The 17,068-nt window shown below is 41.0% G+C and carries 11 protein-coding genes; 10 read left to right on the forward strand and 1 reads right to left on the reverse strand.

The features are described 5' to 3' along the window. The first annotated feature begins 40 nt into the window (after nucleotides 1–40). From JUB15_RS16955 to JUB15_RS16970, 4 genes are all read left to right on the forward strand, one after another. A complete protein-coding gene (locus JUB15_RS16955) occupies nucleotides 41–1,771 on the forward strand; it encodes a DUF4091 domain-containing protein (RefSeq protein ID WP_207513684.1) in 1,731 nt (576 codons plus the stop codon). Nucleotides 1,772–1,799: 28 nt separating this feature from the next. Further along, complete coding sequence (locus JUB15_RS16960) at nucleotides 1,800–3,404, forward strand: beta-N-acetylhexosaminidase (RefSeq protein ID WP_207513685.1); 1,605 nt, start codon at nucleotides 1,800–1,802, stop codon at nucleotides 3,402–3,404. Between the two features lie 250 nt (nucleotides 3,405–3,654). Then, the gene (locus JUB15_RS16965; RefSeq protein ID WP_207513686.1) at nucleotides 3,655–4,614 is read left to right on the forward strand and encodes a YybH family protein; all 960 of its coding nucleotides are present in this window, start codon (nucleotides 3,655–3,657) and stop codon (nucleotides 4,612–4,614) included. 107 nt (nucleotides 4,615–4,721) lie between these two features. Beyond that, nucleotides 4,722–5,798 (forward strand): spore photoproduct lyase family protein, encoded by a 1,077-nt coding sequence (locus tag JUB15_RS16970; protein ID WP_207513687.1) that lies wholly within the window; start codon nucleotides 4,722–4,724, stop codon nucleotides 5,796–5,798. A 23-nt stretch (nucleotides 5,799–5,821) separates the two neighbouring features. On the opposite strand, the gene JUB15_RS16975 is transcribed toward JUB15_RS16970, so the two are convergent. Then, nucleotides 5,822–6,328: an O-methyltransferase gene (locus JUB15_RS16975; RefSeq protein WP_207513688.1), complete on the reverse strand. Its 507-nt coding sequence runs from the start codon at nucleotides 6,326–6,328 to the stop codon at nucleotides 5,822–5,824. A 658-nt stretch (nucleotides 6,329–6,986) separates the two neighbouring features. On the opposite strand from JUB15_RS16975, the gene JUB15_RS16980 reads away from it, so the two are divergent. From JUB15_RS16980 to JUB15_RS17005, 6 genes are all read left to right on the forward strand, one after another. Further along, nucleotides 6,987–9,323, forward strand: a complete 2,337-nt coding sequence (locus JUB15_RS16980; RefSeq protein WP_207513689.1) for a TonB-dependent receptor domain-containing protein — start codon at nucleotides 6,987–6,989, stop codon at nucleotides 9,321–9,323. Between the two features lie 89 nt (nucleotides 9,324–9,412). Then, nucleotides 9,413–9,607 carry a hypothetical protein gene (locus JUB15_RS16985; protein WP_207513690.1) on the forward strand — a complete coding sequence of 65 codons (195 nt, stop codon included), beginning with the start codon at nucleotides 9,413–9,415 and terminating at the stop codon, nucleotides 9,605–9,607. An 89-nt stretch (nucleotides 9,608–9,696) separates the two neighbouring features. Then, nucleotides 9,697–11,004, forward strand: a complete 1,308-nt coding sequence (locus tag JUB15_RS16990; protein WP_207513691.1) for a radical SAM/SPASM domain-containing protein — start codon at nucleotides 9,697–9,699, stop codon at nucleotides 11,002–11,004. After that, a complete protein-coding gene (locus tag JUB15_RS16995; protein ID WP_207513692.1) occupies nucleotides 10,985–13,198 on the forward strand; it encodes a peptidase domain-containing ABC transporter in 2,214 nt (737 codons plus the stop codon). The genes JUB15_RS16990 and JUB15_RS16995 overlap by 20 nt, the downstream gene beginning before the upstream one ends. 46 nt (nucleotides 13,199–13,244) lie before the next feature. Then, a complete protein-coding gene (locus tag JUB15_RS17000) occupies nucleotides 13,245–14,594 on the forward strand; it encodes a glycosyltransferase family 25 protein (RefSeq protein ID WP_207513693.1) in 1,350 nt (449 codons plus the stop codon). Next, complete coding sequence (locus JUB15_RS17005) at nucleotides 14,591–17,053, forward strand: biosynthetic peptidoglycan transglycosylase (protein ID WP_207513694.1); 2,463 nt, start codon at nucleotides 14,591–14,593, stop codon at nucleotides 17,051–17,053. The genes JUB15_RS17000 and JUB15_RS17005 overlap by 4 nt, the downstream gene beginning before the upstream one ends. The last annotated feature ends 15 nt before the right edge of the window (nucleotides 17,054–17,068 follow it).

The raw sequence follows: 17,068 nt of genomic DNA on the forward strand, positions 1-17,068 counted from the left end.
TCTTGAAATTTATCTGTCAAACAAAGCCCAAACGCTAACGATGCGGTATACACTTACTCTTGCAGCTATAATAGCCGGTTATTTCTCTCTTGCCCAGGATGCCAGTCTCGCAGTACGATCTCAAAACGCCATGGTTGCATCACGGGGTACAACCAGTGCAAACAAATCCAGGTCACCTGTTTTTGTAAGTTTTGCTTCGAGCAGTGTGCGTTTCAAAAAAGAAATGCCTGCAGACATAAAACAACAAACAGCATGGCAGATCTCCGCATGGAAAGGAGAGAAAGTGCACACGCAACTGGTAGTTAAAGCTGAAAAAGATCTCGCCAACATCAGGTTGGTTACCGTTGATTTAAAGAACAGGCAAGGTCATGTCATTAAAAAAGACAACATTGTTACCGGTTTTGTTCAGTATGTGATGACTGACGAGTTTAAGAACGGGTGCGGCAAACGTAAATCTACCGACCTTGACTCCTCGCTGGCAGCAGATATCATCAACACCGAGCTTTCTTCCGTAAAACTTACTCAAAACACCCTGCAGCCGGTATGGCTTAGCATTAAAGTGCCGGCAGACGCAAAAGCAGGTGTATATACCGGCACGATCACCGTTGAGGCAGATAAAAAATATGTGTTGAATATAACACTGAATGTACTTGATAAGAAATTGCCTGCCCCTGATCAATATAAGTTTGAGTTGGACCTCTGGCAAAATCCCGCCGCAGTTGCACGCGTACACCAGGTGCCGCTTTGGAGTGATGCGCATTTTGCTTTAATGAAAAAATACTATACCATGCTGGCGGGCGCAGGCCAGAAAGCGGTTACGGTGAGCATTATTAACGAACCGTGGGGACATCAAACGTATGACGACTATCCCAGTCTGATCAAATGGACCAAAAAGAAGAACGGCGAGTGGAGCTATGATTACAGCCTGTTCGATAAATATGTTTCATTCGTTATGAGCTGCGGCATCAGCAGCCGGATCAACTGTTACAGCATGGTGCCCTGGAAGATCGCATTTAGCTATTATGACGAAGCTTTGGGAAAAGATACTGTGTTTACGCAGCCAATTGGTTCAGCAGCCTATAACGAATTCTGGTCGAGGATGCTTACAGATTTCACCGCACACTTAAAAACCAGGAACTGGTTTGCAAAGACCACCATAGCCATGGATGAAAGACCAATGGCAGCCATGCAATCAGTTATCGCATTATTGAAATCCATCGATAAGGATTGGAAGATCGCATTGGCCGGTGACTACCACCCCGAAATTGAAAAAGATATTTACGATTACTGCGTGGCTTCCCGATGGAAGTTTCCCGACGACGTGTTGAAGCGGCGTAAAAGTGAGGGAAAGATCAGCACCTGGTATACCTGCTGTATGGAAGCCTATCCCAATGGCTTTACTTTTTCACCACCTGATGAACACGTCTTCATTGGATGGTATACGGCGGCCACGGAAATGGATGGTTATTTAAGATGGGCCTATAATAGCTGGACAAAAGACCCGCTCAAAGACAGCCGTTTCACGTCATGGCCGGCGGGCGACACCTATCAAATCTATCCCGGACCGCTGAGCTCCATCCGTTTTGAGAAACTCATTGAAGGCATACAGGACCACGAAAAGATCAACATCTTGAGAAAAGAGTATGCAGGCAGCAACCAGACCGGCAAATTGAATGAACTGGAATCCGCATTGAAAAGTTTCGACATAAAAAATCTGTCGGCCACAAGCGCGGAAGAAATGGTCACAAAAGTAAAGAGGCTGTTAAATTAGTTTCGTGATCTTGTTAAAACGTATAGCCATGAAGACATTCATTCTTTTTTTACTGTTGACCGCTGCTTGTATACCCGTAATTTCGCAGCAGCCTGATTTCATCATTCCGCTGCCTGACAAATTCACAAAGCAGGATGGCAGTTTTTCTTTAGATCAGTATACGCCAATTGTGATCCGCGAATCGGCTTTCCGTGATCAGGCAAATTTTCTGCAGCAGGAATTACTTAAAAGAAATGGATTAACACTGGCTGTTCAATCGCAAAGCACAGTTCCATCCATTGTTATTGACCGGTTACCCGGGGCCGACAACGTAAAAGGAGAATATAAACTGAGCATCACGCCAAAAGAGATCAGCATAAGTGCACGAAGCCAGGAAGGTATTTTTTATGGCGTAACCTCCCTGGTTCAACTGATCCAGCAATCGATCAGCAAAAATGCAACTGCATTAATACCCTGTTGGGATATTGAAGACAAGCCCGCCTTTGCGTGGCGGGGAATTTTGTTAGATGAGTCCAGGTATTTTTTCGGAAAAGAAACGGTGAAATTCATACTCGACTGGATGGCGTTTTATAAACTGAATCGTTTTCACTGGCATCTCACCGATGACCCTGGATGGCGGTTGGAGATTAAGAAATACCCAAAACTTGGGTTAGTAGGTGGCGTTGGAAACTATTTTGATACGTTGGCAGCTGCCAAATACTATACACAGGAAGAGATCAAAGAGATCATTGCATACGCCCAGCAACGGTTTATTGAAGTGATCCCTGAAATTGACATGCCGGGGCATGCGAGGGGAGCGAATAAGGCATATCCTCAATTCAGTGGAGGAGGGTCGAAGCAGTATCCCGAATTTACATTTAACCCGGGCAGGGAAGAAACATACAAATATCTTACAGACATACTTAAGGAGACCAATGCACTTTTCCCGTCTGAAATGATCCACCTGGGAGGCGACGAAGTGCATTTTGGGAATGAGCAATGGAACACCAATAAGGATGTGCAGCAGTTGATGAAGGATAAAAAGCTAGCGAATCTGAAAGCTGTAGAAACTTATTTTATCGAACGCATGGCCGATTCGGTTGTCAGGATGAACAACAAGGCGCTATTCTGGGACGAGGTGGCCGGCAGTTCATTCGATCCGGCCAACAGCATCATATTCTGGTGGAGACATGACAGAGCCGAACAGTTAAAACTGGCGCTCTCAAAAGGATTTACGGTAGTGTTGACACCGCGCATCCCGCTGTACTTCGATTTTGTGCAGGATACGATGCAGCGGGTTGGCAGAAGATGGAAACCCGACGGTTCTTACAGTTCCTTACAGCTGGTGTATGATTTTTCACCATCGCGGCTATATGACGCAAAACATGCCCCGTTGGTCTTAGGTATGCAGGGATCCATCTGGACCGAGCGCATTTCAACCACTGACAAACTCGAATACATGATGTTTCCCCGGATCGCAGGACTGGCGGAAGCTTCATGGACAGCAGAAAATAAAAGGAAAGATTTTGCGGGCTTCAGCAGACGTATTGAAAAACATCTTGAATTATACAGAAAGCACCGGCTTTATTTTTATAATCCTTTTTCACCTCAGGAGAATCCTGAACCCATTGTTCCCGGCTTTATTAATCGTTAGTCGATCTGAAAGCGGAACGCTAAGTTTCCCGTTTACGTTTAAACCATTGCCTGATCTTTCCGGGCGGCATGGCATTCCATGTCATGTCTTTGGTTAACCAAACAACATATATCGTTTATTACGTCAACATTCCCTGTTGATAGTTATTATTTTCGAACGCCGTTGACCATTTTATGTGTCGAAACTATTTTCCCTGGCAAATAAACCAGTGTTATGATTTAAATTTACTGTACACCTTATTATAAATTCTATGAAATTATGTTTGCCAGGCCTGTTGATCTTTATTCTTTCCTTTTGCCCGCTTAAGCCTTATGCACAAACCAGGAGCTCTGTTTCCCCAGCCGCTACAATGGCGAGGGCCGACGACCTGAAATCAGTGAAAGCAGAATTGGAAGCGCTTAATAATAAAATAGGAGCGTTCTATCGCAAAGAAGCTGCCGATTCCATGCTGACATTATATGCAAACAACTTTACTTTTTTACCCGAGTATAAGCCGGCGATCGTTGAGCGCACAGCCCTGCAACAATTCTTCAAAGACTGGTTCCAACAGGTTAGCAATCTCGACTATAAAAAGGCAATTTATAAGGTGGAAATATTTGATGATTACATCCTTGAGATCGGCACCTTTCGTTTAGGTTATTCAACAGATCGAAATGTAACAGGCAACTATACAGGTAAATACATGATCATGTGGAAGCGGAATTCAGCATCACAATTATCAATGTTATCAGAAGCATTTGGTTCCGACAGGAACATTGGCCCGGCGGATGTTCCTTATGCAAACGTGGTGGTAAAAGAGAACTTTGTTTTGGACAAAAATATTTTAAGTACTGAACTGGCCAAAGACATCGAAGCGGCCGATAAAATGGTAGTGCAGGCCGTGGAGCAGGGAAATGGGCAGTTAAGAGCGGAGGGGTTTACTAAAGACGGAATTTATATGCCGCATTTTGGAACCATCCTGGAAGGTATGGATGCCCTTATCCCGTACATGAAACGGATCTACGTTCCGGAGGCAAAGCTATATTCCAAAAACACCTACCGGGAGATCTTCCATACAGGAGAATATGTTTTCCTGCATGGTCATTTCAAAGGCGGATGGGGCGACCCGGTTAACGGAGGAAAGTTTGAGGGCAATATGTCAAATCTGATGAAGAAGAATAAAAAAGGGGAACTCCTGATGTACCGGCAACTGGCAAACAATGATCGATAGCAAGCGCTTTATCGCAATGAACAGGCATTCCCGCGAAAGATCGGGCTGGCATATATTGTGCAGGTTATTAGCTGTGAAAATGAGATCCTGTTTCAAAAAATTGCGCTATGCTGTATAGCAAGACCATCGATGACCTGCTTGATATAAAAGAGATCTATCTTGAGCCCGCCGTAAGAGAATACAAGAGAGGACAGGAAATACTAAACCGGTTTCCCGACGCCCGTCTTATTGAAGTGGCATCACACTGGAAAATTCCCGAATTACATGGATTTCAGGGTTCTGTAGAACATTGGCTGAAAATAAAAAGGAATATGTTGATCCTGGGCATAAAAAAATCATTGACCTGTCGCCCCAATACCCGCAGTTCAAACTTTGTATCACCCAGCGAATCGAATGGCTGCACGATGTCATGCTCCTATTGTTATGTGCCACGGCGAAAGGGTTATGCCAACCCGATTACCTTGTTTGTGAACATCGAACAGATCATGGGCTATCTCGAACGTCATGCAAAACGGCAGGGGCCCAAAACAGTGCCAGATCATATTGATCCGGAATATTGGGTGTATGAGATTGGGGAAAACGGAGATTGTTCCGCAGATGCCGCAATATGCGACAATGTAAAAGATCTGATGACCTTGTTTAAAAGAATTCCCAATGGCAAACTCACTTTTGCTACCAAATTTGTTAACCGCAATATGTTGCATTACGACCCGCAGGGCAAAACCCGGATCCGTTTTAGTTTAATGCCGCATGAATTAAGTAAACTGGTGGATGTTCGTACTACTCCCATTAAAGCACGCATTGAGGCTATTAACGATTTTACGGCAGCCGGTTATGAAGTAAACCTCAATTTTTCTCCGGTTATCTATTATGAGGGCTGGGAAACAGACTGGTCTGATCTGTTTACCGAACTCAATGATGTAATGGACGACCGTACCAAACAACAGGTAAGCTGTGAGATCATTTTCCTCACGCACAACGAACAATTGCACGATGTAAATATGGGTTGGCATCCGAAAGCAGAAGAGCTGCTTTGGCAACCAGCGTTACAGGAAGTGAAATACAGCGAAACAGGCGGACGCAATGTCCGGTATAAAAGAAGTATCAAAGGCTCGCTGGTAAAGCAACTGGAAACTATGGTACGTGAGAAATTGCCCTATTGTAAAGTCCGCTACGCATTCTGACGGTGTACCGTCATAATTCTGCATTAATGTTTTATTATCAATGCGCCATACCTGCCATACTGATCCGTGGTTTCAGGAATTATTTCCAGTTGGTGTTTCTTTGCCCTTGATTTAACGTAGGCGTTGTAAAAGTTCACATGCATGTCATCAACATATAAAAACCGGTTGCAAAGTGCCAATGCATGTTTAAAATAATAAATGCGCGTTTCCATATCACCATAATCATAAAAAACAAAATCAAATCGCTGGTCAGTAAGCTGGAGAATGGAATCAATGTTGATATGCTTGTTCACATGAGAAGAAATAAAGGAACTCGTTTTGTTTGCCCAGTAAGGATCATGGTCTACTGTTCGAACGTTGCTGAATTTTGAATGAAAGAACGCCGAGCTTAAGCCACTTCCCGAGTCAAGTATATTCTCAACCTTTTCTGATTCAATCAGGTTTGCGCAGAATGTAAGAGATTCCACACTTGCAGCCATTGGCCGTTGTCCTTCTCCGAATTCACTGAAGTATTTATCAATAATGGTCATAAAAGATCAATGGTATTATGTGATGGTTTACATGCCAGAGCCGGAACAATAGAGGAGCATTTATCTATACTGACGGAGACAGCTATTCGTTTACGTGATTCTTCAGGGACCTTGGTTTCTTTTGATACATCCTCTTCAAATCAAATATAATCAGGATTCATTAATTTTTTACGTACGGTGCCAAAAAATATTTACAGTGCAACGCACGGCGCATAACCGAATTTTATAAAAATATTTCTGAATACGATCAGGCGTATACAAACTGATGCATCGCTCGCAGGGTTCGATGTTGCAAAAGATTGTATGACTGCGTTTTTTTGCGGTCGCCTTTTTTCTACACATATTTACACAGTTATTAGTCTAATTGACACACTTATGGGAAAAATCGCACACCTGTTAAAAAATATTTGTTTTTGATTTCATTTAAATTATATTGCAATAACACGTTCCCAATTCGTATATCCTAACAGGTGACTAATTCTGATAGTTAAGGCAAATTACCTTTAACTCATTAAACCTTATGCTTATGGCCCGTAGCGCATTATCCTGTAACAGGTATTCTGTTTTCAGGTTTTCCTGTAAGTCATATCCACTTTCACTCCTGTTTCTGCTAGTCTTTTCTTCCAATACTACCTTAGGGCAATGCTCAATCAAAGGCGTGATTGCTGATTCGCTTAACAATCCCATACAATATGCTACCATAATTATCTCCAAAGATACTTCTATTATTACCCGCCTAATATCGGACGATAAGGGTCGTTATGCGGTTACCAACCTGCCTGCCCGGGCCTATCGTTTTACGGTTTCTTATGCGAATGCCACCGATTGGGTCTCTTCTATTTCTCTGACCGGGGATACCATCATTAATGTAATATTGAAAGACAGGTATAAAATATTAGGAGCGGTAGCGGTTCATGGACAAAGCGAATTTGAACGAAAAGCAGATCGTTATATATACACCCCTGATAAGCATGTAGCTGAGGGCAATAGTGCCATAGACATAATGCGGCATGTACCTCTTGTTCGATACGATGAAAAAAGCGGTGCGTTTTCTATAATTGGAAAAGAAGGAACTACAGTTTATATCAATAACAAAAAAACAGAGATACCCCGGGAAATGCTCACAGAAATGCTGCGAGCCATGCCCGCAACAAATATCAAAAATGTAGAACTGATTACCAATCCCGGCAGCGAATATGCAGCCAATACATCCGGCGGAGTTATTAATATCAATATAAAGTGTCAATTACATGAAGGATGGCTGGGAATGCTTTCTTTTACGACGCAGCAGGGGCCTTATAATACTTCGGTAGCAAATGGCTACCTGAACTATAGAAAAGGCAGGGTAGGTCTTCAATTTACACCTGTCATTAGCACCAATTACAATTATTCTATTGTAGGATCAACAATGTTGTTTACAGATAGCACCCAGCATCGTTTGTACACAAGAAATTATCGGCGATATGAGGTATTCGGTAATGGCTTGAAAGCAGACTATGATCTCAGTAAGCAAAGCGCCTTGAGTTATAATGGATGGTTCTCGTTTGTAACCGGACAATCGCACCCATCAACCACTACAGAATTTTCAAAAGCGCAGAAAGATCAGGTTGACTCCATACAAAACCTTTCCGGTAAAGGGAAGGATAATTACATCTATAATTTTGGCAATCTGAACTACCATCACAAAATGGATGCTTCAGGCAAAACCTACCTCGATGCGAATCTTGATTACAACCATTTTTTTCAGCGCCGGGAAAACAGCTGGAATATTAATGAGGTAGATGCACAAGGCAAAATTGTTAGCCATCTTGGACAGTACACCAATAACCTCCCACAAAATTTCTTTAATCTCTCAGCAAGACTGGAATATGGCAAAACATTTTCAAAAAATATTAAATTTATTACCGGCGCCCAATTAAGTTCCACTTCGATCGACAACAACCAGCATTATTATACGGTATCAGGTGACCAATATAAATTGGATAATACGCAAAGCTTACATTATCAGTACAGCGAAAGATATTATGCAGGTTTTGTCAGTCTGGCTAAAAGTTTAAAGAAATGGGATGCCAAACTTGGCTTAAGAGCGGAAGGAACAAACTATTCAACCAAAGAAGTAAAAACCGCCATATCCGCCGATAGCAGTTATATTAATTTATTTCCCAGTCTTTCCCTCGGTTATTCACCTAATAAACGTAATCAATTTGGATTGAGCTATTCCCGGAAGATCAGGCGGCCGAATGTTGAGCTGTTATTTCCCGGGCGGACCTATTATTCACAAGACTATTTTTCACAAAATAATCCTTTCCTAAAGCCGGTTATCTTTAACAGTACAGAGTTTTCCTACACTTTATTGAATAAGTATGCTTTTTCCGTAACATACGCTCAAAGCTCCGATCAATATGCTAACTTTATTTTACCCATTGTTGAGGACGGCATAACCAAACTGAAACAGTCCTTCTATAATTATGGAAATGTAAAGGGGTTGAATGTTGTATTAAGTATCCGGCAATCCCTTTTTAAGAACTTCTGCGACATTAACATAACACCTTCGTACAATTACAGCAAATACGCCAGCAAAACACCGGAAATACCGGTTGAAGTAACCAATAACAGTTTCGATCTTTACTTTAATAACAATATCTATCTTTCTAAAAAGAAAAAATGGACCGGCTTTATAACCTTTAGATATAGTGGTCCGGCCACTGATATAAGCAGGGAACGTCTTAATGGTATTTCCTCCCTTACTTTAGAAGTTAAGAAAGTTGTTAAGGCTTTCTCCTTTAATCTGATCTTCAGTGACGTGTACAATGGCAGCTCCAAACTGAATTATCGTTTATATCCCAACTACCTGCTCCTCCAAAATGATCTTAACGGAAATGTTTATAATAGTTCAATCGCATGTAAGATCAGATACAATTTTGGCAACAATAAATTAAGAACGGTTGAAAGCCGGTCTTCTGCGAATGACGATATCCGAAACAGGGTAAACTAATCACAACTTTATTTATGCATAAAGAAGGGCGGTACCCGAAAAGCCCAAATAAACAGAGTAGGGGATCTTTAACCATTAATTTTTGAATGATGAAAAAGTTAAATTTTCAACAGTTTGAACAGCTTACCGAAAATGCAGAAGGACAACTGGTAAGCGGTTTTTCCGAAGCTTTTGAAGGAAGCGTGTTGATGGGTGGTGATGACGGGGCCGGCAACCTGATTGGCTGCCAGGTGAACAATTGCCACGGTGGCAATTGTAATGACAGTTGTGGAAGTAAAGGATAAAATGAGTAAGCAATAATTGCTGTATATCGGCAATTATTGCTTTTCCTACTGGTTTTCAAAATAAATAATTAAAATATAAACGGGAATCTATGAAATTCAGTCAATTCAATGCAATCATTCCTTATTCAGGAAGATTTGCCCTTTATAACTCTTTTACACAAAAAGTGATTTTTCTTGAAGAAACATTGAAAGATATTCTGCATGCTGCATTGCATGAAAACATTGATGCGCTGCATGAGGTGCATCCCACCTTTTACAATTACCTTATTAAGCAGGAGTTTATAATTGACAACGATATTGATGAGATCGATAAGGTGAAACAACTAAGTAAAAGCTACGATGAAAATACAAACAGCTTCTTACTGACAATTAATCCCAGTATGAATTGTAATTTCAAATGCTGGTATTGTTACGAAACGCATGTTAAGAACTCCCGCCTTAGCGATGACATGATCAACAAAATAAAGTTATTTATTAATAAAACGGCCGATAAAGAAGCAATAAAGTACTTCCGGCTCTCCTTTTTTGGCGGCGAACCTTTACTATATTTTAAAAAAGAAGTAATTCCCATCATTGATACGTATGTAGATGCCTGTAGAAGAAACGGTCTTCTGCCGCAGATCTATTTTACGACAAATGGCTACTTAATTAATGAGGAGTTAATTGCTTATTTTAAAAATAAAAATGTAGACTGCGGCTTTCAAATAACGCTGGACGGCTATAAAGAACAACACGATCTGGTACGGTATGTTAGTGCCCAAAAAGGATCTTACGAAGTTATTATTAAAAATGTAAAGCTGCTTATTACCAATCATTTTGGTGTACGCCTCCGAATAAATTACACAAATAAATCAGTAAGTGGTACGCATCAGATAGCGAATGAGTTTAACGATATACCAGGGGACCTTAAGCAAAAATACCTGCTGGTAGATTATCAAAGGGTATGGCAGGACGACAAAATCGACAATACCTTCAACACGGTAGACGAAAACACTAAAAAGATGATAGATGCCGGCGTAAACGTTACAAGTACCTATTCCCCCGATAACGTTAAAAATTCCTGTTATGCTGATAAGCGTAATAGTGCTGTAATTAACTATAATGGCGATCTTTTTAAATGTACAGCAAGAGATTTTACCACTGTAAAAAGAGCGGGCTATTTAAGTGACGATGGCACCCTTGTATGGGAAAACGATTACCTGGAAAGGAGGATGAAAGCAAAATTCAACAATAAGCCTTGCTTAAGTTGTAAAATCATGCCTTTGTGTAATGGTGGCTGCTCACAGCATGCATTGGAACATCTTGCATCTGGTCAGGACTATTGCGTTCATTATGGCGATGAGAACAAAAAGATGCAAATTGTTAAAACCAAGATCGATGAAATTGTTGCGGCGTAAAAACAAGCTCACCTTCTATTATCAGTTAGAGGGTTCTGATTGTGGGCCAGCCTGCCTGGCAATGGTAGCATCGTTTTTTAAAAAGAAGTTTACTGTCAAAGAAATTAAACAGTTTTGTCCGGTCACCCGGATGGGCGTAGCTGTTCAGGATATACTGGCAGGCGCCAGAAATATGGGCTTCGAGGCGGCTGGTGTAAAGTTAACAGTTGAAGAACTGGCAACAGCGCCATTGCCTTTGATCTTATATTGGAAGCAAAGCCATTTTGTTGTTTTATATAATATTACAAACAGTCGTGGCTATACAAGCTATTCCATTGCAGACCCCGGTTACGGAAAAATTAAATTAGATGAAGAAACCCTGATCAAGGGCTGGGTGGGTGCTAATCCCAAAGGGGCAGCCGTCCTAATGCAGCCTGCTGAAGAGGGGCTCGTGGAACCTACGCCTGGCCACGACAGAAAGCCTTATAACCGGGAATTCCTGCGATCTGTTCTGACATTCATTTACCAATATAAGTGGCGATACGTCTTTTCTATAATAATGATGGTAATTGGCCTGGTATCTAACTGGGCAATCCCTGTCATTTTTCAACAAACGATAGACAAAGGCATCGGCACCAGGTCCCTGCATATTGTATGGGTATTGTTACTGGCGCAGTTGGGACTTTTTATAGGAAATTTCGTTTCCCAGTTGTTTAGTGACCTGGTGCTTACCAGACTTAACTTCAAGCTTAGTATTTCATTAAAGGAAAACTTCCTTTACAAGATCATGCGGCTTCCCATTAAGTATTTTGATACCCGCATGAATACTGATACCTTACAAAGACTGAATGATCAGGCTAAAATTCAAACCTTCCTCACATGGCGCGGCATTGGAATGGTTATAAGCATGCTGAATATTCTTGCTTTCAGTGCTATCCTGTTCAGCATCAATAAGTATGTTTTTCTAATTTTCTTTGCGTTAAGCGCCATCTCCCTAATTTGGGTTACCTTTTTTCTAAGGGCCAGAAAAATATTGGAGTACTCTCTTTTTTTGCGGCAATCAGAAAACAACAATAGTTTGTATGAGTTCATCATGAATATGCCCGAGATCAAAATAAACAGTGCGCAGCATACCATGATTACCAAACTAACCGATCTTCAGAAAAAGTTAAATGAATTACAACTCCGGTCACTTTTTTTAAATATGTACCAGGTCACCGGTATGTCCTTTCTTTCGAAGCTTAAAGAACTCATTGCTATTGCCCTTTGCGCCTTTTTAATAATCAACGGACAGTTAACTATTGGCTCACTGCTAAGCATCTCTTTTATTTTGGGACAATTGAATTATCCCGTTAACAGCCTGGTAAGCTATCTGAGAGATGCCCAGGATGCAGATATCGCCCAGAAAAGGATCAACGATGTATATGCGGAAAAAGATGAAAATACAGGCAGCAAAGCTACGGTACCGGCAACCATCAATCAAATGGTTGTTGAACATGTTACATTTAAATATCCGGGATCATTTAGTCCGTATGTATTAAAGGATGTCTCTTTTACTATTCCCGGAAATAAAATAACAGCTATTGTAGGCGCCAGTGGCAGCGGAAAGACCACCCTCCTAAAACTCTTATTGTCCTATTATAATCCTGCGAAAGGACAGATCAGGCTTAATGATAGCGATCTTTCTGCTGTACACAGTGAGGAATGGAGAAAGTTATGTGGAACCGTACTGCAGGATGGACATATTTTTGCCGGCACCATTGCTGAAAACATTGCAATATCAGATGCGGCTATCGACAAAGAGAGAATTATCTATGCTGCAAAGCTGGCTTGTATCCACGACTTTATTGTAAACTTACCCATGGGGTATAATACCAAAGTGGGCTCTGTCGGCATCCAGTTAAGCGGCGGCCAGAAGCAAAGGATTTTAATAGCACGCGCTGTTTATAGAGATCCTGAATTCCTCTTTTTTGATGAGGCTACCAGCAGCCTGGATGCCAACAATGAAAAACAGATCATGGAAAACCTGAACACTTTTTTTCGCGGCAAAACAGTTGTCATTATTGCACATCGTTTAAGCACCGTAAAGAACGCCGATCAAATTATTGTTCTCGACAAGGGCATTATTGTAGAACAAGGCCATCATGAGTTGCTGGTGACTAACAAAGGAAATTATTTTGAGTTGGTCAGAAATCAATTGGAATTGGGCGTATGACAGCAGCGTTGACCAGTATTTAATCCCTCTCATTAAATATTATTTTATGAAGTCGATACCCACTTTTGTAATTAACCTGAAAAAAAGAACAGACCGCAAAGAATATATCCTTAAAGAATTTGATCAACGCATGGAATTTGACGTTACCATTGTAGAAGCCCAGGAACATAAAACAGGTGCCATCGGTTTATGGAATACGCTTCAAATCATTCTGCAGAAGCAACTGACCACAGGGCATGACTATATTATTGTTTGTGAAGATGACCATCAATTTACCGACGCTTATTCTAAAGAACGATTGTTTGATGCCATTGCCGAAGTAAGATCAAAAAATGCCGACCTGTTATGTGGAGGCGTAAGCTGGTTTACGGATGCTTTACCCGTTTCGGCAGGCATATTTTGGGTAGATATATTTTCCGGGTTTCAATTTACGGTTATATTCCGGCAGTTTTTCAAAACCATACTGGAGGCCGATTTTAAAGATGACGACGTGACTGATCTTAAAATAGCCTCCCTGACCGAAAATAAGTTTTTTACATATCCTTTTATTTCAGTTCAAAAAGGCTTTGGCTATTCGGATGTAACAAACAAGAATAATACAGCAGGAAGAGTGGAGGGATTGTTTGCCACCAGCTCAAAGAAAGCAAAAACAATAAATTATATCTGCGATTATTATAAAAACAATGAAAGAACGCTTTCTGTTAATACGAATTCAGCTTCCTTTGAAAATATTACTATTCCAACCTATGTTATTTGTTTGCCTGAACGGCCGGGCAGCGTAGCATATATAAAAGCACAATTTGAAGAGAAGGATGAATTTCAGGTTATGCTGGTAGAGGCCTGTAAGAACGAAGTGAACGCCGTTAGCTGGCATCTGACTATTCGAAAGATCGTTGGGATGGCTATTGCCAATGACGATGATGTCATAGTCATTTGTAAAGATGATGTAAAATTTACCGAATACTATTCAAAAGCAGATTTCCTTCAGAATATTATGGAAGCCTTTTACCAGCGAACCGAAATGCTGGCTGGTGGCGTTGAAGAGTTCGGCATAGCCACACCTGTTGCAAGAACCCGGTTTTGGATCAATGCATTTCATTCTAGCGGTTTTTTTGTTCTGTATAAAAGTATTTTTCAAAAGATCCTTGAGCAGGATTTCGATACCAATATTACCATAGGACAACTCTTTACCACAATAACCAATTACAAAATGGCCATTTTCCCTTTCATAGCCGTTCCAAATGAATTGGATAAAGCTGAAACTATATGTAATAGAGCTGAGGATGAAGAGTCGAGAGCATTATTCCCGCCTACCGAAAACCGGTTTGTAATAGTGAAAAGTGTTCATGACAAGTATTGTGCTAAAAATAATATTGACGTACTGAACATTGTATGAAAAAACAGCTTCTTATTATAATTGTAACAACCTTTTTTAAAAGGATCCCCTGGATGGGAAAGATCAGAAACAACCAGATAAACAGGTTATTTCTCCAATACAATATCCGCCTTGACATTCAACAAGTGAAAATAAGGGGCTTCCGCCATTATGAGATCAGGAACATTTTCATGGAGAAAACACCTGTAGCATTTGAGATTCAGCGATTGGAACTGTTTCTCAGTGTATGGACACTAATAAAAGAAAGGTCGATCAGAAACGCCTTAAACATTACACTTGATAAGCTCCAGCTAACTTATCATCGCTTTGGTAAAGATGCTGGTAAGCCCAATGTCTTGTCCCCGGATGTCAGAAAGATAACAGCAGAGTGGGAGGGGATATACTATCGCAAATATGAGAAGATCATTAATGCATTTTTTTCTTTTATTCCGGAAAGAGTGGTGATCCGGGAATTAAAGGTCCAGCTTCCCCAAAGGGATCTCTATGTTTTGAGCAGTGTTGAATGTATCGTTAATAAAAAAGACAGATCTGTAACTGCTGCTATTGACAGGATTGAGACGCAGACCGGTAATTGCCTGTCTCCTTTTTCTGTGTCCCATGTATCCATTTGCTTTAAACAGGAGGAGATAGCCCAGGGGGGCAAAGTGATAAACTGGATGGTCAGGTCTACCGATCTCCGTATTCAACACCAGGCAATAGGCGCCGCGCCTTTATTGATCAGCAACTTTGATGCGGAACTGAACATCAATTTTACGCCAACTTCGTTGGTGGTAACTAAAGAGTCAGGCGGTAATATTAACCAGATACCTTTCGCTTTTCAATTCCATCATGATCTGGTGGAAAAAGATATTTTAAAATTCATTTTTCACGTAGAGTTAGATTTTAATCTGTTTAAAAGTTCATTTCCGGCTTTTCATGTTAAAGCAATTGAAACGGTTACAACCGAAGGCAACCTGTTGATCAGATCGCGACTGATGTTTTCCATAAAGGATCCAATGCAGCATTTCTTCGAATTAAAGGTCCTGAAAAATGACCTGGTGATAGATGATCCCGGCGAGCTGGATCTGTCTTATTTAGAAGCGCCATTTGTTCATAGAGTGATCAGGAATAATGCTTTCCTGAGAGAAATATGGGTGGGTGACCTGAACAGCAACTTTGTGAAAATAGAAGATTTCCCGGCCCAAATGATCCCTATAATTATTTTCTGCGAAGACCCCAATTTTTACCAGCACCATGGCCTCGATGTATTTTTCGTAGGACGCGCCATCGTTTCGAACCTGGTCGAAAGAAAATTCAAAAGAGGGGCCAGTACGATCACCATGCAATTGGTTCGGAATCTATTTCTAAACCATGAAAAAAACCTTTACAGGAAGATCGAAGAGATCATTTTATCATTACTTATAGAGAATTATTTCAGGATACCGAAAGCCCGTTTGCTTGAAATATATTTAAACATTATAGAATTTGGCCCTGACGTATATGGAATAAAGGAAGCAGCCATGTTTTACTTTAAAAAATCATTGCCGGCCTTAACAATGACCGAGTATATTATAATGATGTATATTATTCCCCGTCCAATTCATTTCCATGAAGCATTGGTATCACAAAGCCCTCAATTGTTTACTAATCTTAAAAACCATGTTCAATGGTTGTCGCAACATTTAAGGACGAGGCAAACTTTGACCGATGAGGAATTTGAGAAAGTCATGTCTGATATAGAAACTATTAGTCAAACAAGATCGATAATACTTCGGGATCCTGATATTCACCAGCTGCCGGACTTGCTGCGGGTTGACCTTTCGATAAATAATTCAATCAATACCAGAAATGATCTTCATTGGGCTTACCCCTTACATGAAGAAAAGATGCCAAAAGTTAATTTAAAGAAGATCGCGTCTGCCGATGTCAGAAAAGAATATATCCACCATATTGTTGAATGGCTTGATGTGGAGAACAGCCGGCGGTATGCCATCCAGGGCAAAACTACCTACTGTAATATTTATGCGTATGATGTGGTCAGCTGTTTAGGCGCCTATATTCCCAGAGTATGGTGGAATGAAGAATCTGTGCGAAAGATCAAAAAAGGGATCAGGGTGCCTGTGGTATATGCGAAAACCGTTTTTGAAATGAATTGCAATGCTTTGGCCGAATGGTTCCTTTCTTATGGTTCCTGCTTCGGATGGAAACAGGTATTTGACCTGGCTGAAATGCAATCTTTAGCCAATGAAGGTTCCATAGGAATTATTGTAGCCCAAAGGAATGAATTATCTGAGCCGGGCCATATAACGGTTGTGTTGCCGGAAACTGCTGCCGTTAAGGCGCAAACTTGTGAAAAAGAGATCATATGTCCGGTACAGTCACAGGCAGGCATGAAAAATCTCCGTTTCTTTAACGGAGATGCCTGGTGGCAGGATGCTGCCAGGTTTGGCAAATACAGTTTCTGGGTCTGGGACTTGTAACTAATAAAACCTCCG

This window comes from Longitalea luteola (assembly GCF_017356035.1).
In the GTDB taxonomy this organism is placed as follows: Bacteria; Bacteroidota; Bacteroidia; order Chitinophagales; family Chitinophagaceae; genus Niastella; species Niastella luteola.

Excerpts from the sequence above, each read along its gene's own strand:
- JUB15_RS16955 (WP_207513684.1), top strand. The coding sequence starts at position 41 with ATGCGGTATACACTTACTCTTGCAGCTATAATAGCCGGTTATTTCTCT.
- JUB15_RS16960 (WP_207513685.1), top strand. The coding sequence starts at position 1,800 with ATGAAGACATTCATTCTTTTTTTACTGTTGACCGCTGCTTGTATACCC.
- JUB15_RS16965 (WP_207513686.1), top strand. The coding sequence starts at position 3,655 with ATGAAATTATGTTTGCCAGGCCTGTTGATCTTTATTCTTTCCTTTTGC.
- JUB15_RS16970 (WP_207513687.1), top strand. The coding sequence starts at position 4,722 with ATGCTGTATAGCAAGACCATCGATGACCTGCTTGATATAAAAGAGATC.
- JUB15_RS16975 (WP_207513688.1), bottom strand. The coding sequence starts at position 6,328 with ATGACCATTATTGATAAATACTTCAGTGAATTCGGAGAAGGACAACGG.
- JUB15_RS16985 (WP_207513690.1), top strand. The coding sequence starts at position 9,413 with ATGAAAAAGTTAAATTTTCAACAGTTTGAACAGCTTACCGAAAATGCA.
- JUB15_RS16990 (WP_207513691.1), top strand. The coding sequence starts at position 9,697 with ATGAAATTCAGTCAATTCAATGCAATCATTCCTTATTCAGGAAGATTT.
- JUB15_RS16995 (WP_207513692.1), top strand. The coding sequence starts at position 10,985 with ATGAAATTGTTGCGGCGTAAAAACAAGCTCACCTTCTATTATCAGTTA.
- JUB15_RS17000 (WP_207513693.1), top strand. The coding sequence starts at position 13,245 with ATGAAGTCGATACCCACTTTTGTAATTAACCTGAAAAAAAGAACAGAC.
- JUB15_RS17005 (WP_207513694.1), top strand. The coding sequence starts at position 14,591 with ATGAAAAAACAGCTTCTTATTATAATTGTAACAACCTTTTTTAAAAGG.